The sequence below is a fragment of the Pseudomonas nitroreducens TX1 genome, assembly GCF_000313755.1.
Classification (GTDB): Bacteria; Pseudomonadota; Gammaproteobacteria; order Pseudomonadales; family Pseudomonadaceae; genus Pseudomonas; species Pseudomonas nitroreducens_A.
Window position 1 is genome coordinate 106,662 of sequence record NZ_AMZB01000123.1, and the last position, 18,745, is coordinate 125,406.

Annotated in this window: 21 protein-coding genes; 9 read left to right on the forward strand and 12 right to left on the reverse strand. The window is 65.7% G+C overall.

The window, feature by feature from the left end; genetic code table 11:
• Positions 1–78: 78 nt before the first annotated feature.
• On the reverse strand, positions 79–345 hold the full coding sequence (locus tag C167_RS0121250) for a hypothetical protein (protein WP_017520323.1): 267 nt from the start codon (positions 343–345) through the stop codon (positions 79–81).
• Between the two features lie 247 nt (positions 346–592).
• Positions 593–1,315, reverse strand: coding sequence for an RNA pseudouridine synthase (locus tag C167_RS0121255; RefSeq protein WP_017520324.1), 723 nt, complete (start codon positions 1,313–1,315; stop codon positions 593–595).
• 105 nt (positions 1,316–1,420) lie between these two features.
• Between C167_RS0121255 and C167_RS0121260 the strand changes: the two genes are divergently transcribed.
• The gene (locus tag C167_RS0121260) at positions 1,421–2,044 is read left to right on the forward strand and encodes a hypothetical protein (RefSeq protein WP_017520325.1); all 624 of its coding nucleotides are present in this window, start codon (positions 1,421–1,423) and stop codon (positions 2,042–2,044) included.
• Positions 2,045–2,064: 20 nt separating this feature from the next.
• On the opposite strand, the gene C167_RS0121265 is transcribed toward C167_RS0121260, so the two are convergent.
• From C167_RS0121265 to C167_RS0121275, 3 genes are all read right to left on the reverse strand, one after another.
• The gene (locus C167_RS0121265) at positions 2,065–2,673 is read right to left on the reverse strand and encodes a DUF4893 domain-containing protein (RefSeq protein WP_017520326.1); all 609 of its coding nucleotides are present in this window, start codon (positions 2,671–2,673) and stop codon (positions 2,065–2,067) included.
• A gap of 51 nt (positions 2,674–2,724) precedes the next feature.
• A complete protein-coding gene (locus tag C167_RS0121270) occupies positions 2,725–3,834 on the reverse strand; it encodes an AI-2E family transporter (RefSeq protein WP_017520327.1) in 1,110 nt (369 codons plus the stop codon).
• A 198-nt stretch (positions 3,835–4,032) separates the two neighbouring features.
• Positions 4,033–4,233 carry a hypothetical protein gene (locus tag C167_RS0121275; protein ID WP_024765957.1) on the reverse strand — a complete coding sequence of 67 codons (201 nt, stop codon included), beginning with the start codon at positions 4,231–4,233 and terminating at the stop codon, positions 4,033–4,035.
• Between the two features lie 157 nt (positions 4,234–4,390).
• On the opposite strand from C167_RS0121275, the gene C167_RS0121280 reads away from it, so the two are divergent.
• Positions 4,391–6,157, forward strand: a complete 1,767-nt coding sequence (locus tag C167_RS0121280; protein WP_017520329.1) for an ABC transporter transmembrane domain-containing protein — start codon at positions 4,391–4,393, stop codon at positions 6,155–6,157.
• 261 nt (positions 6,158–6,418) lie between these two features.
• On the forward strand, positions 6,419–7,255 hold the full coding sequence (locus C167_RS0121285; RefSeq protein ID WP_017520330.1) for a S1 RNA-binding domain-containing protein: 837 nt from the start codon (positions 6,419–6,421) through the stop codon (positions 7,253–7,255).
• Positions 7,256–7,259: 4 nt separating this feature from the next.
• Here C167_RS0121285 and C167_RS0121290 read toward each other — a convergent pair whose 3' ends face one another.
• Entirely contained in the window at positions 7,260–7,673 is a 414-nt protein-coding gene (locus tag C167_RS0121290) for a DUF5064 family protein (protein WP_017520331.1), read from the reverse strand.
• 186 nt (positions 7,674–7,859) lie between these two features.
• The gene (locus C167_RS0121295) at positions 7,860–8,414 is read right to left on the reverse strand and encodes a hypothetical protein (RefSeq protein ID WP_017520332.1); all 555 of its coding nucleotides are present in this window, start codon (positions 8,412–8,414) and stop codon (positions 7,860–7,862) included.
• Positions 8,415–8,653: 239 nt separating this feature from the next.
• Here C167_RS0121295 and def point away from each other — a divergent pair, with 239 nt between their 5' ends.
• Complete coding sequence (gene def / locus C167_RS0121300) at positions 8,654–9,193, forward strand: peptide deformylase (protein WP_017520333.1); 540 nt, start codon at positions 8,654–8,656, stop codon at positions 9,191–9,193.
• Positions 9,194–9,210: 17 nt separating this feature from the next.
• Here def and C167_RS0121305 read toward each other — a convergent pair whose 3' ends face one another.
• On the reverse strand, positions 9,211–10,068 hold the full coding sequence (locus C167_RS0121305) for a MurR/RpiR family transcriptional regulator (protein ID WP_017520334.1): 858 nt from the start codon (positions 10,066–10,068) through the stop codon (positions 9,211–9,213).
• A 186-nt stretch (positions 10,069–10,254) separates the two neighbouring features.
• Here C167_RS0121305 and zwf point away from each other — a divergent pair, with 186 nt between their 5' ends.
• The 3 genes from zwf to C167_RS0121320 are packed head-to-tail and all read left to right on the forward strand — an operon-like array spanning position 10,255 to position 13,092.
• Complete coding sequence (gene zwf / locus C167_RS0121310) at positions 10,255–11,724, forward strand: glucose-6-phosphate dehydrogenase (protein WP_017520335.1); 1,470 nt, start codon at positions 10,255–10,257, stop codon at positions 11,722–11,724.
• The gene (gene pgl / locus C167_RS0121315) at positions 11,711–12,427 is read left to right on the forward strand and encodes a 6-phosphogluconolactonase (RefSeq protein WP_017520336.1); all 717 of its coding nucleotides are present in this window, start codon (positions 11,711–11,713) and stop codon (positions 12,425–12,427) included. The genes zwf and pgl overlap by 14 nt, the downstream gene beginning before the upstream one ends.
• A gap of 17 nt (positions 12,428–12,444) precedes the next feature.
• The gene (locus C167_RS0121320) at positions 12,445–13,092 is read left to right on the forward strand and encodes a bifunctional 4-hydroxy-2-oxoglutarate aldolase/2-dehydro-3-deoxy-phosphogluconate aldolase (protein ID WP_017520337.1); all 648 of its coding nucleotides are present in this window, start codon (positions 12,445–12,447) and stop codon (positions 13,090–13,092) included.
• Between the two features lie 167 nt (positions 13,093–13,259).
• On the opposite strand, the gene C167_RS0121325 is transcribed toward C167_RS0121320, so the two are convergent.
• The 4 genes from C167_RS0121325 to C167_RS0121340 form a co-directional block, all read right to left on the reverse strand.
• Positions 13,260–15,092: an ABC transporter ATP-binding protein gene (locus C167_RS0121325; RefSeq protein WP_017520338.1), complete on the reverse strand. Its 1,833-nt coding sequence runs from the start codon at positions 15,090–15,092 to the stop codon at positions 13,260–13,262.
• A 77-nt stretch (positions 15,093–15,169) separates the two neighbouring features.
• Positions 15,170–15,730 (reverse strand): peptidylprolyl isomerase, encoded by a 561-nt coding sequence (locus C167_RS0121330; RefSeq protein WP_026079190.1) that lies wholly within the window; start codon positions 15,728–15,730, stop codon positions 15,170–15,172.
• 29 nt (positions 15,731–15,759) lie between these two features.
• Positions 15,760–16,551 (reverse strand): alpha/beta fold hydrolase, encoded by a 792-nt coding sequence (locus C167_RS0121335; protein WP_017520340.1) that lies wholly within the window; start codon positions 16,549–16,551, stop codon positions 15,760–15,762.
• Positions 16,552–16,582: 31 nt separating this feature from the next.
• Complete coding sequence (locus C167_RS0121340) at positions 16,583–17,509, reverse strand: LysR family transcriptional regulator (protein WP_017520341.1); 927 nt, start codon at positions 17,507–17,509, stop codon at positions 16,583–16,585.
• Between the two features lie 55 nt (positions 17,510–17,564).
• On the opposite strand from C167_RS0121340, the gene C167_RS0121345 reads away from it, so the two are divergent.
• Positions 17,565–17,879: a hypothetical protein gene (locus C167_RS0121345; protein ID WP_017520342.1), complete on the forward strand. Its 315-nt coding sequence runs from the start codon at positions 17,565–17,567 to the stop codon at positions 17,877–17,879.
• A gap of 142 nt (positions 17,880–18,021) precedes the next feature.
• Complete coding sequence (locus C167_RS0121350; protein ID WP_017520343.1) at positions 18,022–18,621, forward strand: FMN-dependent NADH-azoreductase; 600 nt, start codon at positions 18,022–18,024, stop codon at positions 18,619–18,621.
• Positions 18,622–18,745 lie beyond the last annotated feature (124 nt).

Consider the following 18,745-nt stretch of genomic DNA (forward strand, 5'->3'; position numbering starts at 1 on the left):
GGTGAGCAGGCATGCGAGCGCGGCAGGGACGGCGCGCTCGGTGTCGGCAACCGGATCGGATCGTAATCGAGGTGGGTATCAGGCCGTTTTGGCGAGAATCGCTTCGTTCGCCGCGCCCACCAGTACCGGCCGGGCCATCTGATGCTTCACCGCCGGCCGCGGCTGGCGGCTGACCGATGGACGACGGTCGGGGATGACCACGGCCGACCCCGGCGAGCGCAGGGTCAGCACCGCGATGACGCTGACCACCACCACGGTGGCGAGCACGATGCTGGCCAGGGCGACGTACAACAGCAGCTCTACCAGGGAGCCGACGAGCAGCAGGAAATCGAGAATGACTTGCATGGTGGTGTCCTCTTGACGATCCGTTGGGGCGTCTCGCGAGTAGCGTGTTCGCCCCTGCGGCCCGACTGCGGGGCCGGCGAATCTCCTGCCAGCGAGTTGATGGGGCAAAGATGCCGCGCGCGGACCATCAAGAGAACTGAATGCGTCGACTGTTGACTATCGACGTTATCGATAGCGGCCGGAAGCCGCGGACTGGAAGGGCGCCCCGGTTATTCGAGGGCACCTGCGACCTTCGTCTGGCAGACGCTCAGAACTTCTCGCCCGGCTGCAGGAAGCGCCATTGGCCGACGGGCAGCTTGCCCATGGCCACGCCACCCAGGCGCAGGCGGCGGATCGACAGGACGTGCAAGCCGACCGCGCGGCACATGGCGGCGATCTGGCCGGGGCGGAACTGCTTGCCGGCGAAGCGCAGGCGGTTCTCGCTCTGCCAGCTGACTTTCAGCGGCGGCAGTTCGCGGCCGTCGATCACCAGGCCACGGCACAGGCGCTTGAGGCCGTTATCGGCGATCTGTCCGCTGACCTCGACCACGTACTCGTGCTCGATATTGTCCGCTTCGTCCACCAGCCGGCGTTGCACGCCGCGGCTCTGGGTGTAGACCAGCAGGCCGCTGGCGTCGGTCTCCAGCACGGTGGTGTTGAACTGGTGGCCGAAGTGCTTGCGCAGCAGCCGCTGCTGCAGGTTGTTCTCGGCCCAGCGCTTGTCCGGCGTCAGCAGTTGCTGGGCGGAGTTGGCGCCGTTGCCGCTACCCAGGCCGACCGGCTTGTGTACCAGGATGGTTACCGGCGGAATCGGGTCGGCGGACGCGCCGGGCAGCAGTTCGATGCGCTGGGTGTCGACCTTGAACTGCGGTTCCTCCACGCGCTGGCCGTCCACCGTCACCCAGCCGCCCTCGATGTACAACTCGGCTTCGCGGCGCGAACAGGGCAGCAGCTCGGCGAGGCGCTTGGACAGGCGGATGGCTTCGGACATTTCGGGTAACCAGGCAAGGGGAGGGCTCCCATTGTAACCGCAAGCCGGCGGAATGATCCGCGCCTTGGCCGGTCACAACCTCTGAGCGAGCAACGAGGAAGCACGATGCGGATCACCCTGATCGACGGCTTGGGTTGGGACCTGGACGAACACGGCAGCGGTGGCCTGATCAACCGGCGCGGCGAAAAGGTGCACCTGCGCCAGGGCGACATGGACGGCGCCTGCGGGCCCTACTGCCTGGTGATGGCCATGCTCGCCCGCAACCAACTGGGACGCCGCCAGGCCAAGGGGCTGGCGCCGGTGGATTCGCGCACTCGTTACGGTCGGCTGATGGAGGCGCTGAACCAGCACGAGACGCTGGTGCGCGTCGGGACCACCGGCGCCGACCTGCTGGAGCTGCTCAAGGTCATCAGCGACAAGGAATACCGTGTCGAACGCGGCAACGGTACGCGGATGGTCGAGCTGACCCGCCGGCACCTAGAGGAGAACATCCCCGTGGTGCTTGGCTTCCATGGCCGCAAGGACAGCGACATTCGCCACTGGTGCCTGGCGGTGGGGATGAGCGAGGACGCCTTCTTCCTCCTCGACCCGGCCCATGACCTGCAGCGCGGGCTCGCCTGGAACGCGGTGCTCACCACCCAGGCCAACGGCTCGCGCTTCGGCTATCGCTACCTCAACGCGAAGGGCACCTGGGCGGTGACGCTCAAGGAAATGGTCGCGCTTTTCTAGCCGTCGTCGCGCCGCGGGGTTCAGCGGGTGAAGCGGAACAGGTTGTAGCCGCCCAGTTGTTCGGGCACCAGCAGCACGAAGCCGTCGTACGAATGGCGCACCACTCCGACCACATCGGATTCCCGCGCGGCGGCGTGTTCCAGGCCGCTGTAGCCGACCTGCGGTTCGTCATTGACCGAGGCGCCGCCGACGAACACCAACTGCTTGTCGTCCAGGCGTTGCAGGTAGCCGCTGATGCGCTGCGAGCCGCTGGTTTTCTCCAGGAACAGGCCTTGGGGTGTCTGTCGCACCGAGCACTTGAAGTTCGGGTAGCCATACAGCGCGTCGCCATCGAGCTGGACCGAGCGGCACTTCCAGTTGCCGGTCAGGGCCGCGTCGGCCAGCGGATCCGGGGCCTCCAGCACGATGCGGTAGAGATTCAGCGCCTCGTTGCGAGTGGTTTCGTCCTCGCTCTGCTGGAGCTGGTCGAGCCGTTGCTTGACCTGACCGTCAAGGCTGGTCAGGCGCTGCTGGTCGGTGGCATTGACCACGGCCGGCCAGACAACGGCAGCCTCTTCGGCGAAGGCCAGCGGGGAGAGCAGCAGACCGGCGGCGAGCAGGGCAGCGGTGAGGGAGCAGTGTTTGGACATCGTGTGCATTCCATTGCGGGTGGGGCCCGCGGTCGCGCCGCGGGCGGGAGGTCAGGGAGTGGTTTGTTCGGGCGTCTCGACGGGCGGCGCGACCGGTGCCTCGCGCTCGTGCACCCAGGACATGAACAGCTCGTAGCCCAGGGCCAGCACCACCGGGCCGACGAACAGACCGATGATGCCGTTACTGAGCATGCCGCCCAGGGCGCCGATCAGGATCACGGCCATCGGCACCTTGCTGCCGCGGCCGAACATCAGCGGCTTGAGCACGTTGTCCGCGAGGCCGCCAGCGACCGTCCAGACGGTGAACAGGATGGACACCAGCAGCGAGTCGCTGGTCATGAACACGTAGGCCACCGCCGGCAGGGTGATCAGCACCACCGGCAACTGTGTGATGCCCAGCAGCAACACGCCCAGGGCCAGCAGGCCGGCGCCGGGAATGCCCATGACGATGAAGCCGAGCCCGAGGATCAGCGTCTGGATGAAGGCCACGCCGACCACGCCCTGGGCCACCGCGCGAATGGTGCCGGTGCACAGCTCGGCCAGGCCGGGGCCACGGTCCGGCCCGGAGATTCGGATGGCGATGTCGCAGGCGGTGCGGCTGCCGAGCTTGCCATAGGCCATGATCACCCCGGCGATGACGAACGCGGCGAGGAACTGCATCAAGCCCATGCCGACACCGGCCGCCTGCCCGGCGACCTTCTTCGCCACGCCCTGCAGGTGCGGCGCCAGTTGATGCGCCACGCCCATGAAGTCGGTGGCCACGCGGTGCCAGAAGGGATAGACGTACTGCCCGATCACCGGCCAGTTCTGTACCGACTCGGGCGGCAGCGGGATCTGCAGGGTGCGGTTCTGGATGGCATGCACCAGGTCGCGCACGGAATCGGCCATGGACATGCCGATCACCACTACCGGTACCAGCAGGATCACCAGGCCGAGCACCACGATCAGGGTCGCCGCGCTGTTGGGCCGCTCGCCGAGCCAGCCGCTGAGCAACTGGTGCAGCGGGTAGAGGGTGATGGCGAGGATCACCGACCAGAGCATCAGGTCGAGGAAGGGGTGGAAGATGCGGAAGCAGAAGACGGCCAGCAACAGGATCAGGCCGGCGCGGATCAGCACATCGAGCAGGTTGCGCGACAGCAGCTTTTCCGGAGAGGGCAGCATGGAATGCTCCTTGCGAGTGGCCGGGAATTGGCCAAGTCCTGACTATGGATGGACTCTGCCCGAGTGCAAGGCGTGCAGGCAACACAGGAACAACGGAATTGCGGAGGTTTTGGTGTAAAGCGAGCGGGGTGACGCGCAGGATGGTGAAGCGGAGAGGGCGGGCAGCCTGCCGGGAGCCGGCAGGCCTGCCTGCGAATATTACTTCTTGCCGAGGCTGATATGGCGGCTCGGTGCGCCGTAGTTCTGACCAGTCACGCCCTTGGCGATCTGCTGGATCTCACCGCCGGAGTTCAGGAAGGCGGCGATCTGAGCTTCCAGAGCTTCGCTGGTCGCGGTAGCGGCGGGAGCCTTGGGGGCTGCTTTCTGGCGGGTGGAGGGCTTGGTAGTCATATCTGCCATACCTGTCTGCGCAAATTGGCCGCCCATTGTACATCAAACGAGCAGCTTTCGGGGCGGTTATGGCACGAACGGTCCCATTCGCTTGCCTGAAACGTCCTTCGCGCTTGGCGTGCCGGCGGTGCTACCCTCTGCCCACTCCGGCCGTTCAGAGCCCGCCATGTCCCTGTTGTCGTCCCGCCAGCGCAACGCCGTGCGCCTGGCTCGCTCGTTTCTCGCCCCGTACCGGTGGCGCGCTCTCGGCGCCTTGCTGGCGCTGCTGTTCACAGCCGCCATTACCTTGTCCCTGGGGCAGGGCATCCGCCTGCTGGTGGACCAGGGGTTCATCACCCAGTCCGAACAACTGCTGACCCGCGCCATCGGCATTTTCTTCGCCCTGGTGCTGTGCCTGGCGGTGGGCACTTTCGTGCGCTTCTATCTGGTGTCCTGGATCGGCGAGCGCTTCGTCGCGGACATCCGCCAGCGCGTGTTCGACCACCTGATCGAGTTGCACCCCGGCTTCTACGAGAACAACCGCGCCTCGGAGATCCAGTCGCGCCTGACCGCCGACACTACGCTGCTGCAATCGGTGATCGGCTCCTCGCTGTCCATGGCGCTGCGCAACGTGCTGATGCTGCTGGGCGGGGTGATCCTGATGTTCTTCACCAACGCCAAGCTGACCAGCATCGTGGTCGCCTCGCTGCCGCTGGTGATCGCACCGATCCTGCTGTTCGGCCGCCGCGTGCGCAGCCTGTCGCGTCTCAGCCAGGACCGCGTGGCGGACGTCGGCAGCTACGTGGGGGAGTCCCTCGGCCAGATCAAGACCGTGCAGGCCTACAACCACCAGGCGCAGGACCGCGCACGCTTCGGGCACACGGTGGAAGGCGCCTTCGACACCGCACGCAAGCGCATTCTGCAGCGCTCCTGGCTGGTCAGCGTGGTGATCCTGCTGGTGCTGGGCGCGGTCGGCGTGATGCTCTGGGTCGGCGGCATGGACGTGATCGCCGGGCGCATCAGCCCCGGCGACCTGGCGGCCTTCGTGTTCTACAGTCTGATCGTCGGCATGGCCTTTGGCACGCTGAGCGAAGTGATCGGGGAATTGCAGCGCGCGGCCGGCGCTGCCGAGCGTATCGCCGAACTGCTGCGGGCACGCAGTGAAATCCATGCGCCGGTCACCGACCTGCTGCGCCTGCCCGAGCGAATCGTCGGCAGCATTGACCTGCAAGGCGTGCGCTTCGCCTACCCATCGCGCCCGGAGCAGTGGGCCATCGACGGCATCGATCTGCGCGTGGCGCCGGGCGAGACCCTGGCGCTGGTCGGCCCCTCGGGTGCCGGCAAGTCCACCCTGTTCGACCTGCTGTTGCGCTTCTATGACCCGCAGCAGGGGCGCATCCTGATCGACGGCCAGCCCATTGCCCAGCTCGACCCGACGGACCTGCGCCGCAGCTTCGCGCTGGTGTCGCAGAACCCGGCGCTGTTCTTCGGCACGGTGGAAGAGAACATCCGCTACGGCCGCCCCGGTGCCAGCGACGCGGAGGTCGAGGCCGCCGCCCGCGCCGCCCACGCCCACGAATTCATCCTGCGCCTGCCGCAAGGCTACCGCACGCACCTGGGCGAGAGTGGCCTGGGCCTGTCCGGCGGCCAGCGCCAGCGCTTGGCGATTGCCCGCGCGTTGCTGGTGGACGCGCCTATCCTTCTGCTCGACGAAGCCACCAGCGCGCTGGATGCCGAGAGCGAACACCTGATCCAGCAGGCATTGCCGGGGCTGATGCGCGACCGCACCACCCTGGTGATCGCCCACCGCCTGGCCACGGTGCTCAATGCCGACCGCATCGCGGTGATCGAGCACGGCCGGCTGGTGGCGCTGGGGCGGCATGCCGAGCTGGTGGTCAGCAGTCCGCTCTATGCACGCCTGGCGGAGCTGCAGTTCGGCCAGGCGGAACATTGATCCCCCGCTTCGCACGGACGGCCCCCTCTCCCTTCAGGGAGAGGGCTGGGGAGAGGGGCTGTGTTTCGCTACGGTCTTCGGCTGGGCCTCTCTCCCCCTCCCTAACCCTCCCCCACAAGCGGTAGAGGGGACCGTTGGGCAGAGCGATCCAGACCGGAGCTCGCCGAGCACCTCGTTCGGGAGCAGGTTCGCTCCTACACTTGTCCGGCATTCCGGGTTCAATGCGCGTAGAATGCCCGCCCCGTTCACGAGGTAAGCGTCATGGCAGTCATAGGTCGGTTCAATTCGTTGCAGGTGGCCAAGCACACCGATTTCGGTCTCTACCTGGATGGCGAGAGCCACGGCGAAATCCTGCTGCCCAAGCGCTACGTGCCGAAGAACGAACCGACCGAAGTGGGCGACTGGCTCAACGTGTTCATCTACCTGGACAGCGAAGACCGCCTGATCGCCACCACCCAGAAGCCCAGGGTGCAGGTGGGCGGCTTCGCCAGCCTGAAAGTGGTGGAGGTCAACCGCGTCGGCCTGTTCCTCGACTGGGGCCTGCCCAAGGACCTGCTCCTGCCGCACTCGGAAGAAAAGCGCCCGCTGCAGGTCGGCGATTACTGCGTGGTCTATGTCTACCTGGACGAACGCACCCGCCGCATCACCGCCACCGCGCGTCTGGACCGCTACCTGGACAACGTCCCGGCCAACTACAAGCCGGGCCAGCAGGTGGACCTGCTCGTCGTCGAGCGCACCGACCTGGGCTACAAGGCCATCATCGATGGCAAGCACTGGGGCCTGATCCACAAGAACGAAGTGTTCAAGTTCATGCGCAACGGTCTGCGCGAGACCGGCTACATCAAGGAAATCCGCGCCGACGGCAAGATCAGCCTGAGCCTGCAACCGGCAGGTGCCGGGCTCTCCGATGCGTTGAGCGAGCAGATACTTCAGGCCGTGCGTGACGCTGGCGGCTCGCTGGCGCTCAGCGACAAGAGTCCGCCGGAGCTGATCGCGCAGCAATTCGGTGTCAGCAAGGGCAACTTCAAGAAGGCCATCGGCGGGCTGTTCAAACAGGGCCTGATCGTCATCCACGACGACCGTATCGAACTCGCCTGACGGCTCAGCCGCGCCCGCGCACGATGGATTCGGCCACCGCGCAACGCGGCTCGGCCGGGGCCAGCGAGCCCATGCGCTGCAGGTCAACCGGTGTGCCCGGCTCGGCCCTCAGCTGGCGACGCAGGTCATCGAATACCCGGTCATGTTCCTTGCGAAAGCGCAGCACCGGCCCGCGGCAGACCCGCAGCCCGTGGCGGCGCAGGATGCGCGTGGCGCTGCCGGCGAAATTGAAGGCGAGGTTGCCGGGCAGCTTGAAGCCATCCGTGAAAGGCTGGCCGTCGATCTCCCCGTCCAGTTCGAACCTCACCTGGGCGTCGCGGCTGGCGGGGTTCTCCACGGTATAGCTGAGGCGAATGCGGTACTGCTGGCGGTCCAGGCCGGTGCTGGAGTGGATGGTGACCTCGGTGGGCGTGGTCATGCGGTCCTCCTGACGAACATTGCGATGGCGGGCCGGCGAGCGGCAGTGACAGTCTCGAACCCGCCGATGCAGAGCCGCCTGACATGCGTCAAGAGTAGGACTTTTCCGAAGGAAGCAGGCGTAGCGTGACCCCTTCCGCGCCAACCACGATGGCGCGGAGCCGATCTCTGGCCGCAACCGGTGCCGTTACATCATGTGCCGGAAGCGATTCCAGGCCTGCTCGACGGACAGCCACCAACTCGGCATGGCGTTGCCGAAGCCCGCGATTTCCAGGCGCGGGTGGTGGCGCACCACCATGTCCAGTACCGGTTCCTGTTCGGGCTTCACGTCCACGAAGAACACGTGGCGGCCTTCATGCAGGTTGTCCTGGAAGCGGCGGACGTCGCCGCTGGGGCGCTGCAGGCCGAAGAAGCTGCTTTCCCACAGGCTGAAGCCCAGCAGCACTGCGGCCAGGAAGACCACCGGAATCCAGCCGGCCGCCGTCTGCGTCCAGCCGCTCAGGTAGCCGACCACCAGTACCAGCACGGCCAGCGCGGCGCCGATCATCAGGCCGATCTTGCCCCAGTGCACCACGTCCTTCTTCATCATCGAGGGCACTTCGTGGAGGCGGTGTTCTTCCAGCTCCGCGTCGCTGTCGCTGAGCACGTGCATCTGCTCGATGCCGATACCGCTTTGGGAGAGTTCCTGCTCGACCTGCTCCAGATCGTCCAGGTTGTCGCTGATGTAGTAATGCCTGTTCATGACGGACCTCACGCCCCTCGGAATGAAAGTTCCCCCCAGGCTTCGACCGCCATCTGCCGTGAAAATCGGCAAATATCCGTCGTTGGATGGTTGTCGTCGAAGTCCAGTCTAGCACCGTGGTCCTGTGGGCCCCGCGGCGCTGCCCGGCGGTCGCGGGCTTGCCAGACCGGTCGCAGGGACCGAGGATGCAGCTCTCATGGGAAGCATGCCGCTTTCACTCAACGGCGAACGAGGCACAGATGATCCGCGACATTCTCAAGATGGGCGACGAGCGCCTGCTGCGCATCGCCCCGCCGGTGCCCGAATCGATGATCGGCAGCAACGAGTTGCAGGAACTGATCGACGACATGTTCGAGACCATGCACCACGTTGGCGGCGTCGGCCTGGCTGCGCCGCAGATCGGCGTCGACCTGCAACTGGTGATATTCGGCTTCGAGCGCAGCGAGCGCTACCCGGATGCGCCGGCGGTTCCGCCGACCATCCTGCTCAACCCGGTGATTACGCCCATCGGCAATGAGCTGGAGGAGGGCTGGGAAGGCTGCCTGTCGGTGCCGGGCCTGCGCGGCGCGGTGAATCGCTACCAGCGTATCCGCTACCAGGGTGTCGGCCCGCAGGGCCAGCCTATCGACCGTACCGTGGAAGGCTTCCATGCGCGGGTGGTGCAGCACGAGTGCGATCACCTGATCGGCCGCCTGTACCCGTCGCGCATTACCGACTTCAGCAAGTTCGGTTTCACCGAGGTGCTATTCCCGGGGCTCGACCCGCAGGCGGACGACTAACAACCGCCGCTCCGCCCTTAATCTTCCTCGTCGAGCTGGTAGCGCGTCGGCACCAGGCTCTCCTTGATCCTGCGCAGGTGCGGCTGGAAGTCCACGCCACGGCGCAGGGTCACGCCGGTGGCGAGTACGTCGAGTACGGTCAGCTGGATGATCCGCGAAGTCATCGGCATGTAGATGTCGGTGTCCTCGGGCAGCGGAATGTCCAGGCTCAGGGTGCTGGCGCGGGCCAGCGGCGAGTCGGCGGCGGTCAGGCCCAGCACCGAGGCGCCGTTCTGCCGCGCCAGGTGCGCCACGTCCACCAGCTCGCGGGTGCGGCCGGTGTAGGAAATCACCACGAAGAGGTCGCCGGTGTGCGCCACCGAGGCGATCATCCGCTGCATCAGCACATCGCTGTGGGCCGACACGGCCAGGTTGAAGCGGAAGAACTTGTGCTGCGCATCGAGCGCCACGGAGCTGGATGCGCCGAGGCCGAAGAAGTGGATCTGCCGGGCCTGGATCAACAGGTCCACGGCGCGGTCGATCAGCTTCGGATCGAGCAGCTTGTAGGCGCTGTCGAGCGAGGCGATGGTGCTGCTGAAGATCTTGCGCGTGTAAGCCTCGGGGCCATCATCGGCGGCCACCGCCTGGGTCACGAAGGCCGCGCCGCTGGCCAGGCTCTGGGCCAGCTGGATCTTCAGCTCGGGATAGCCGCTCATGCCGAAGGAGCGGCAGAAGCGATTCACCGTCGGCTCGCTGACGCTGGACGCCTGGGCCAGCGCGGCGATGCTGAAGCGCGTGGCCTGCTGCGGGTCGCGCAGGATCACCTCGGCGACCTTGCGCTCGGCCTTGTTCAGCTCTTCCAGACGGCTCTGGATGTGCTCCAGCAGGTTTTTCATCCGCACTCCTTGGGCAATCGACGGTTGACCGGTCGGGGGCGGTCAGCGGCGCTATCCTAACGTCAGGCCGGCGAGCGACCAACAATGGCGCGAAACGGCAAAAATATGTTGTTTAATTACTACATATTTGTCTTAATGCCGGCGTGGAAGGCTAACTATCGTTCAAAATTTGGTTGGTAACAACAAATGCCTGAAGTCCGCGTTCTTCCGTGTACCCTCGCGCTGTTCGGCGCCCTGGGCGATCTCGCCCTGCGCAAACTGCTGCCGGCGCTTTACCAGCTCGACCGCGAGGACCTGCTGCACCGCGATACCCGCATTCTTGCCCTGGCCCGCGACGACGGCGCCAGCGAAGAGCCCCTGGCAACCATCGAGCGTCGCCTGCGCCAATATGTGCCGCAGAAGGAATGGGACGAGCAGGTGTGGGCGCGCTTCCAGGCGCGCCTGCATCACCTGAGCATGGACTTCCTCGATGCCGGCTCCTACCAGGCGCTGGCGGAGCTGGTGGGTGACGAGAAGACCCTGGTCGCCTATTTCGCCACCGCCGCCTCGGTATTCGGCGGCATCTGCGAGAACCTTGCCGCCGCCGGCCTCGCCGAACGCACCCGGGTGGTGCTGGAGAAGCCCATCGGCCACGACCTGGAATCGTCCCGCGCGGTGAATGACGCCGTGGCACGTTTCTTCCCGGAAAACCGCATCTACCGGATCGACCACTACCTGGGCAAGGAGACGGTGCAGAACCTCATCGCGCTGCGCTTCGCCAACAGCCTGTTCGAGACCCAGTGGAACCAGAACCACATCTCCCACGTGGAGATCACCGTGGCCGAGAAAGTCGGCATCGAAGGCCGCTGGGGCTACTTCGACAAGGCCGGCCAGCTGCGCGACATGGTGCAGAACCACCTGCTGCAACTGCTCTGCCTGATTGCCATGGACCCGCCGGCGAACCTTACCGCGGACAGCATCCGCGACGAGAAGGTCAAGGTGCTGCGCGCGCTGGAACCCATCGCGCCGGAACAGCTGGCGGGCCGCGTAGTGCGCGGGCAATACACCGCCGGCTACATCGACGGCAAACCGGTGCCCGGCTACCTTGCCGAGGAAAACGCCAACCCCAACAGCGATGCCGAGACCTTCGTCGCGTTGCGTGTGGATATCCGCAACTGGCGCTGGTCCGGCGTGCCGTTCTACCTGCGTACCGGCAAGCGCATGCCGCAGAAGCACTCGCAGATCGTCATTCACTTCAAGGAGCCGCCGCACTACATCTTCGCCCCGGAGCAGCGTTCGCTGATCAGCAACCGGCTGATCATCCGCCTGCAGCCGGACGAGGGGATTTCCCTGCAGGTGATGACCAAGGACCAGGGCCTGGGCAAAGGCATGCAACTGCGTACCGGCCCGCTGCAACTGAACTTCTCCGAAACCTTCCAGACCGCCCGCACGCCGGATGCCTACGAGCGACTGTTGCTGGAAGTCACGCAAGGCAACCAGAACCTGTTCGTCCGCAAGGATGAGATCGAGGCCGCCTGGACATGGTGCGACGGCCTGATCGACGGCTGGGGGCGCCTGGGCGAGGAGCCCAAGCCCTATCCGGCTGGAAGCTGGGGCCCGCAGGCCTCGGTTGCCCTGATCGCTCGCGACGGGAGGGACTGGTATGGCGATCTCTGAACCGAAACTGGCTGAGGGTATGGCCTGGAAAACCTGGAACAACGCCGCCGAGCAGGCGCGCGGACTGGCCGACGCGGTGGCCGATGCACTGCGCGAGGCGTTGGTCGAACGTGGCCGTGCACTGCTGGTGGTGTCTGGCGGGCGCAGCCCGGTGGCGTTCCTCGAGGCTTTGAGCGGCGCGGTACTGGATTGGTCGAAAGTGGCCGTCAGCCTTGCCGACGAGCGCTGGGTGCCCGAGTCTCACCCGGACAGCAATGCCGGCCTCCTGCGTCGCCACCTGTTCAAGGGGGCAGCGGCCAAGGCGCAGTTCATTGGCATCTACCAACCGGCAGCCAGCCTGGAAGAGGCGGCCGACAAGGCCGACCGCTACCTGCACGAGCTGATGCTGCCAATCGACGTACTGGTGCTGGGCATGGGCGATGACGGCCACACGGCCTCTCTGTTCCCCGGCAGCACCAACTTGGTGGAGGCGCTCGACCCTGACGGCACGCGCCGTTGCCTGCCGATGTGGGCGCCGACCGTGCCGCACCAGCGCCTGACCCTGACCCGCGCCGTGCTGCAGGGCGCGCGGGTGCAGATCCTGGCCATCCAGGGCGAGTCCAAGCTGGCCACCCTGAGCGAGGCGCTCAGCGACAACGACGACCAGCGCATGCCGGTCAATGCGTTCCTGCGTTCACCTCTTTCGATCCACTGGTGCCCCTGAGGCACGGAGTTACCGTAATGTCTGAACAACACATCCAGCAGATCGATGCCCTCGCGCAGCGTGCTCGCATCCTGCCGGTGATCACCATCGACCGCGAGGCCGACATCCTGCCCATGGCGGATGCCCTCGCGGCCGGCGGCATCAGCGTCCTGGAAGTGACCTTGCGGACCGCGCTGGGCCTCACTGCGATTCGCCGGTTGAGCGAGCAGCGCCCGGAGTTGATCGTCGGCGCCGGCACCGTGCTCGATCCGCAGACCTTCCGCCAGGCGGAAGAGGCGGGGGCGAAGTTCATCGTCACGCCCGGATGCACCGATGAGTTGCTGGCGTACGCGGTGACCCGTCCGGTGCCGCTGCTGCCCGGCGTGGCCACCGCGTCGGAAATCATGGCCGCGTACCGCCACGGCCTGCGTCGCTTCAAGCTGTTCCCGGCCAAGGTGGCCGGCGGCGTGGAGGCGCTGAAGGCCTTCGGCGGGCCCTTCCCGGAGGTGCGTTTCTGCCCCACCGGAGGTGTCGGCCCGGACAACCTCAACGATTACTACCGGCTGGCCAACGTGATGTGCGTGGGCGGCAGCTGGATGCTGCCCAAGGCCGCCGTCGACAGCGGCGACTGGGCCACGGTCGAGCGCCTGAGCCGCGAGGCGCTGGCGCTGTTGGAGACACACTGAGCTGTCCTGATCTGGACATGCCCGGCCTTGTGCCGGGCTTTTTTATGGGCGCCTGAGGGGCTCTTCGTAGGAGCGAGCTTGCTCGCGAACAGCCCCGGCATCCGAGCTGCCGGGAAATTCGTTCGCGAGCAAGCTCGCTCCTACCGGTAATGCGAACGCCGCGGGGCTCAATCCACCCCGACAAACCCACCGGTCTGGTGCCGCCACAGGCGCGCATACAACCCGCCATGGGCCAGCAGTTCGGCATGGCTGCCGCTCTCGACCACGCGGCCGTGCTCCAGTACCACCAGGCGGTCCATGCGCGCGATGGTAGAGAGGCGGTGGGCGATGGCGATCACCGTCTTGCCCTGCATCAGGGTTTCCAGGCTTTCCTGGATCGCCGCTTCCACTTCCGAGTCCAGCGCCGAGGTGGCCTCGTCGAGGATCAGGATCGGCGCGTCCTTGAGCAGTACGCGGGTGATCGCGATGCGCTGGCGCTGGCCGCCGGAGAGCTTCACCCCGCGTTCGCCGACATGGGCGTCGAGGCCGAAGCGGCCCTCGGCGTCGCTCAACTGCGGGATGAACTCCGAGGCGCGGGCCTTCTGGATCGCGTCCTGCAACTCGGCCTCGCCGGCATCCGGGCGGCCGTAGAGCAGGTTGGAACGGATCGAGCGGTGCAGCAGCGAAGTATCCTGGGTGACCATGCCGATCTGCGCACGCAGGCTTTCCTGGGTCACCTGGGCAATGTCCTGGCCGTCGATCAGGATGCGTCCGCCCTCCAGGTCATACAGGCGCAGGAGCAGGTTCACCAGGGTCGACTTGCCGGCGCCGGAGGGGCCTACCAGGCCGATCTTCTCGCCGGGGCGTACGGTGAGGTCGAGGCCGCTGATCAGGCCGCCGCCCTTGCCGTAGCTGAAGTTCACCTGGTCGAAGCGCACCTCGCCACGTGTCACCACCAGCGGCTTGGCGTCGGGCGCGTCGATCACCTGGCGGGGCAGGGCAATGGTCTGCATGCCGTCCTGCACCTGGCCGACGTTCTCGAAGATGCCGCCGACCACCCACATGATCCAGCCCGACATGTTGACGATGCGGATGACCAGGCCGGTGGCCAGGGCGATGGCGCCTACCGAGATCAGCGACTGGGTCCACAGCCACAGGGCCAGGCCCGTGGTGCCGGCGATCAGCAGGCCGTTGAACACCGTGATGGTGACGTCCATGGAGGTCACCACGCGCCCGGCGCGCTGGGCCTTGCGGGTCTGGTCGTCGATGGCGTCGCGGGCGTAGTCCTCTTCCTGCCGCGTATGGGCGAACAGCTTGAGGGTGGTGATATTGGTGTAGCCGTCGACGATCCGGCCCATGAGTTTCGAGCGCGAATCCGAAGCGATCACCGAGCGGTGCTTCACCTGCGGAATGAAGTAGCCCAGCGCGCCGACGTAGCCGATCATCCAGAGCAGCAGGGGGATCATCAGTCGCCAGTCCGCCTCGGCGAACAGCACCAGGGAGCTGACGATGTAGATGAGTACGTGCCAGATGGCGTCGACCGCTTGCACGGCCGAGTCGCGCAGCGAGTTGCCGGTCTGCATGATGCGCTGGGCGATGCGCCCGGCGAAGTCGTTCTGGAAGAAGCCCAGGCTCTGCTTGAGCACGTAGCGGTGGTTCTGCCAGCGGATCAGGTTGGTCATGCTGGGGTTGATGCTCTGGTGCACCAGCATATCGTGCAGGCCGAAGAACACCGGGCGCAGGATCAGCGCCACCACGGCCATCCAGATCAATTCGCGGCCGTGCAGGGTAAAGAAGTCGGCAGGAGCCGTGCCTTGCGCGAGATCGACGATACGCCCGAGGTAGCTGAACAGCGCGACCTCGATCAGCGCGGCGACCAGGCCGACGAGGAGCAGGGCAAGGAACACCGGCCAGACCTGGCGCAGGTAGTAGACGTAGAAGCGGATGACGTCGGTGGGCGGCATGCGCTCGGGGACGTCGCGGAAGGGATCGATCAGGCGCTCGAAACGACGGTAAAGCATGATGCCTCTCGGGTTGTGTCGGCGAGCCCGTCCTGGGCTCGCCTTGAATGGCCTCCGTCAGCCGTGGTTCCGCAGAATCACAGACGCTTGGCGGAGAGGATGACCACCGGGGTGGTCGGTACGTCCTGGAACATGCCGCGGTTGCCGGTCTTCACGCCGGCGATCTGATCGACCACGCCCATGCCGCGCACGACCTTGCCGAACACCGCGTAGCCGAAATCGCGGGCGCCGTGGTTGAGGAAGTCGTTGCCGGTCAGGTTGATGAAGAACTGGCTGGTGGCGGAATTCACATCGCTGGTGCGTGCCATGGCCAGGGTGCCGCGCTCGTTGAGCAGGCCGTTGTCGGCCTCGTTCTTGATGGGCGCCTGGGTGTCCTTTTCCTTCATGGCTTCGGTGAAACCGCCGCCCTGGATCATGAAGTTGGGAATCACGCGGTGGAAGATGGTTCCGTTGTAGAAGCCGCTGTCGACGTAGGACAGGTAGTTCTTCACAGAAATCGGTGCCTTGTCGGCGTACAGCTCGATTTCGATTTCACCCGAGGTGGTGGACAGCAGCACGTGCGGCTTGTTGGCATCGGCGGCGAATGCGGAGCCGGCCAGGACCAGGGAGCAGGCAGCGAGCAGGAAGCGTTTGAGCAGGGTCATTTGGCGGATGTTTCCTGAAGGTTCTAGGGATGGTCGACCTGATCGAGGAAGTCGAGCAGGGTGGTATTGAATCTTTCCGGCTGGTCCAGCGGCGTGGCGTGGCGCGAGTCCTCGATCACGACCAGGCGCGCGTTGGGCATGCGCCCGACATAGGCCTGCTTGAGCGAGACCGGGGTGTAATCGCGGTCGGCGCTGATCACCAGGGTTGGACAGGTTATGCGCGCGAGGCGTTCCTGCACACCCCAGCCGATGATGGCGTGCAGGCTGGAGAGGTAGGCGCGCTTGTCATTCTGCGGCCAGCGCTGCTGGATCTTGCGGCGCAGGTCGCTCTGTTCTGGCTTGGGGAAGAGCAGCTTGCCCAGTGCCTTGCCGACGGTATCCAGGCCCAGCACGTGGGCCAGGAACAACCGTCGCGCCACTTCCAGGTATTCGCGTGGTGTGCGCGGTTTCACTTCCGGCGCGCTGTTGACGATGGTCAGGCTGTTCAGCCGCTCCGGCCAGCGCGTGGCCAGTTCGAAACCGATCATGCCGCCCATGCTGATGCCCACCAGGTGCACGCGGCCGAGGTTCAGGTGATCGAGCAGGGCGATCACGTCCTCGGCGAAGGCGGCGATGCTGTAGCGCTGGCGCGGTTTGTCCGACTGGCCATGGCCGCGTACGTCGAGGGCGATCACCCGGTGGCGTTTTTCCAGTTCCGGTACCTGGAACTCCCAGTCGCGGGTGCTGGAGCCAAGCCCATGCACCAGCAGGACCGGCGTGCCCAATCCACTTTCCTCGTAGTGCAGACGGTGACCGGCGTGGTCGAAGAACGGCATGACGGGCTCCTTTGTCGTGCGACCTGTCCGATCAGGCCGGGCTCTCGGGCGCGGCGAAGTGGGCATCCAGCGGCACGTTGGCGTAGGCGGTCAGCAACTCGACGAGAATCTGCGTGGCCGGGCCCAGCGGTTTTTCCTTGTTCGGGTAAAGATAGAAGCGGCTTTCGCGCACGCCGCCCTGTTTCATCGGCAGCGGCTTGAGCTGGCCGTCGCGCAGTTCGCGCTCGATCATGTGGCGCGGCAGCCAGGCGAAGCCCAGGCCGTTGCTGACGAAGGTGGCGGCGGTGGCCAGGCTGCCGACCGTCCAGCGCTGTTCGGCGCCGAGCCAGCCGACGTCGCGCGGTTGCAGGCGGCCGGAGTCGCGGATCACCACCTGCATCTGGGTTTCCAGGTCCTGGTGGGTGACCTCGCGCTGCAGGCGATGCAGCGGGTGATCCGGGTGAGCCACGGCGACGAAGTCGACGACGGAGAGGTCAGCACCCAGGTGGCCGGGAATGTTAAGGCCGCTGATGGCGAGGTCTGCATGCCCCTGCACCAGGGCTTCCTCGACGCCTGACAGCACTTCCTCGCGCAACAGGACGCGGCAACCGCGGCTCTGCGGCATGAAGGCTGACAACGAACGCACCAGGCGCACGGTGGGGTAGGCGGCGTCGACCACCAGGCGCACTTCCGGCTCCCAGCCTTGCTCCATATGGTGGGCCAGTTCTTCCAGTTGGCCGGCGGATTTCACCAGTTGCCGTGAGCGGCGCAGCAGCACCTCGCCGGCTTCGGTGAGCACGGCCTTGCGCCCGTCGATGCGCAACAGCGGCACGCCGAGCTGCTCCTGCATGCGCGCCACGGTGTAGCTGATCGACGACTGCGAACGGTGCAGGGCTTCCGCCGCCTGGGCGAAGCCGCCATGGTCGACCACGGCCTGCAGGGTTCTCCACTGATCCAGGGTAACGCGGGGCGCTTTCATCCTCGCTTCCTCTTGTCTACTCTGGCGGTCCGCAGAAGACCAACAAGAGACCGCCATGAAAAAATTCTGTTGTGCCGTTCTGGCCACGTTGCCGCTGACCGCCCTGGCCTATCCCATCGAGGTGCAAAAGAGCCTCAATGGCACCGAAATGGATATCGAGACCCAGGATATCGGTGACCAGATGGGGGCCATCCTCCTGCGCAACGGCGGCCAGCAGCCGGTGACCTGCACGGCGGTCTTCGTCAACGGTCCCGAGACGCCGCACGTACGCAAGGCCACTATTGCGCCAGGCAAGGAGGCCAACCTGACTTCCAGCTTCAGCCGCGCGGTGATCAAGCTGCGTATCAAACTGACCTGCAATCCTTCCTGATCTCCCGACAAGAGTAGAAGCAGTCAGGCGATAAATCAAATTATTCGATAATTTGAAGCGATTTTTTAAGCTTTTTTATCGATTTGATCGTCTTTAGGATGGCCTCCATCGACACATTCAACGACCGATGGAGGTCCAGTCCATGTCCCGTGTTCTGGTTATCGAAAGCAGTGCCCGTCAGGAAGGGTCCGTTTCCCGTCAGTTGACCCGCGACTTCATCGCCCGGTGGCAGGCCGCTCATCCGGCCGACGAGATCAAGGTCCGCGATCTGGCCGTTGAGCAGGTGCCGCATCTGGACGCCAATCTGCTGGGCGGCTGGATGAAGCCCGCGCAGGAGCACAGCGAGATCGAACGCGCCGCACTGGAACGCTCCAACCAGCTGACCGCCGAACTGCAGGCTGCCGACGTGCTGGTTCTGGCTGCACCGATGTACAACTTCGCCATCCCCAGCACCCTGAAGTCCTGGCTGGACCACGTGCTGCGCGCCGGTGTCACCTTCAGGTACACCGAGACCGGCCCGCAGGGCCTGCTCACCGGCAAGCGCGCCTTCGTCCTGACCAGCCGCGGCGGCGTCTACGCCGGCGGCGCGCTGGATCATCAGGAGCCCTACCTGCGCCAGGCGCTGGGCTTCGTCGGCATCCACGACGTGACCTTCATCCACGCTGAAGGCCTGAACATGGGGGGTGAATTCGCCGAGAAGGGCTTGGCCAGGGCAAAGGCGCAACTCGCCGCCATCGCCTGATCCGTTTCCTGTTTGCGCGTCCTTCCGCTCCTGGGCGTGACCGTGGCCGATCTCTTCCCTGGGGATCGGCCATTTTTTATTGGCCAACGACTTGACCGGCTGAAAACACATCCTTCCCGTTCGG

Excerpts from the sequence above, each read along its gene's own strand:
- C167_RS0121295 (WP_017520332.1), bottom strand. The coding sequence starts at position 8,414 with ATGAACAGGCATTACTACATCAGCGACAACCTGGACGATCTGGAGCAG.
- pgl (WP_017520336.1), top strand. The coding sequence starts at position 11,711 with ATGGCGATCTCTGAACCGAAACTGGCTGAGGGTATGGCCTGGAAAACC.
- C167_RS0121335 (WP_017520340.1), bottom strand. The coding sequence starts at position 16,551 with ATGCCGTTCTTCGACCACGCCGGTCACCGTCTGCACTACGAGGAAAGT.
- C167_RS0121290 (WP_017520331.1), bottom strand. The coding sequence starts at position 7,673 with ATGACCACGCCCACCGAGGTCACCATCCACTCCAGCACCGGCCTGGAC.
- C167_RS0121305 (WP_017520334.1), bottom strand. The coding sequence starts at position 10,068 with ATGAAAAACCTGCTGGAGCACATCCAGAGCCGTCTGGAAGAGCTGAAC.
- C167_RS0121275 (WP_024765957.1), bottom strand. The coding sequence starts at position 4,233 with ATGGCAGATATGACTACCAAGCCCTCCACCCGCCAGAAAGCAGCCCCC.
- C167_RS0121265 (WP_017520326.1), bottom strand. The coding sequence starts at position 2,673 with ATGTCCAAACACTGCTCCCTCACCGCTGCCCTGCTCGCCGCCGGTCTG.
- zwf (WP_017520335.1), top strand. The coding sequence starts at position 10,255 with ATGCCTGAAGTCCGCGTTCTTCCGTGTACCCTCGCGCTGTTCGGCGCC.
- C167_RS0121280 (WP_017520329.1), top strand. The coding sequence starts at position 4,391 with ATGTCCCTGTTGTCGTCCCGCCAGCGCAACGCCGTGCGCCTGGCTCGC.
- C167_RS0121270 (WP_017520327.1), bottom strand. The coding sequence starts at position 3,834 with ATGCTGCCCTCTCCGGAAAAGCTGCTGTCGCGCAACCTGCTCGATGTG.
- C167_RS0121340 (WP_017520341.1), bottom strand. The coding sequence starts at position 17,509 with ATGAAAGCGCCCCGCGTTACCCTGGATCAGTGGAGAACCCTGCAGGCC.
- C167_RS0121285 (WP_017520330.1), top strand. The coding sequence starts at position 6,419 with ATGGCAGTCATAGGTCGGTTCAATTCGTTGCAGGTGGCCAAGCACACC.
- C167_RS0121345 (WP_017520342.1), top strand. The coding sequence starts at position 17,565 with ATGAAAAAATTCTGTTGTGCCGTTCTGGCCACGTTGCCGCTGACCGCC.
- C167_RS0121255 (WP_017520324.1), bottom strand. The coding sequence starts at position 1,315 with ATGTCCGAAGCCATCCGCCTGTCCAAGCGCCTCGCCGAGCTGCTGCCC.
- def (WP_017520333.1), top strand. The coding sequence starts at position 8,654 with ATGATCCGCGACATTCTCAAGATGGGCGACGAGCGCCTGCTGCGCATC.
- C167_RS0121325 (WP_017520338.1), bottom strand. The coding sequence starts at position 15,092 with ATGCTTTACCGTCGTTTCGAGCGCCTGATCGATCCCTTCCGCGACGTC.
- C167_RS0121350 (WP_017520343.1), top strand. The coding sequence starts at position 18,022 with ATGTCCCGTGTTCTGGTTATCGAAAGCAGTGCCCGTCAGGAAGGGTCC.
- C167_RS0121250 (WP_017520323.1), bottom strand. The coding sequence starts at position 345 with ATGCAAGTCATTCTCGATTTCCTGCTGCTCGTCGGCTCCCTGGTAGAG.
- C167_RS0121260 (WP_017520325.1), top strand. The coding sequence starts at position 1,421 with ATGCGGATCACCCTGATCGACGGCTTGGGTTGGGACCTGGACGAACAC.
- C167_RS0121320 (WP_017520337.1), top strand. The coding sequence starts at position 12,445 with ATGTCTGAACAACACATCCAGCAGATCGATGCCCTCGCGCAGCGTGCT.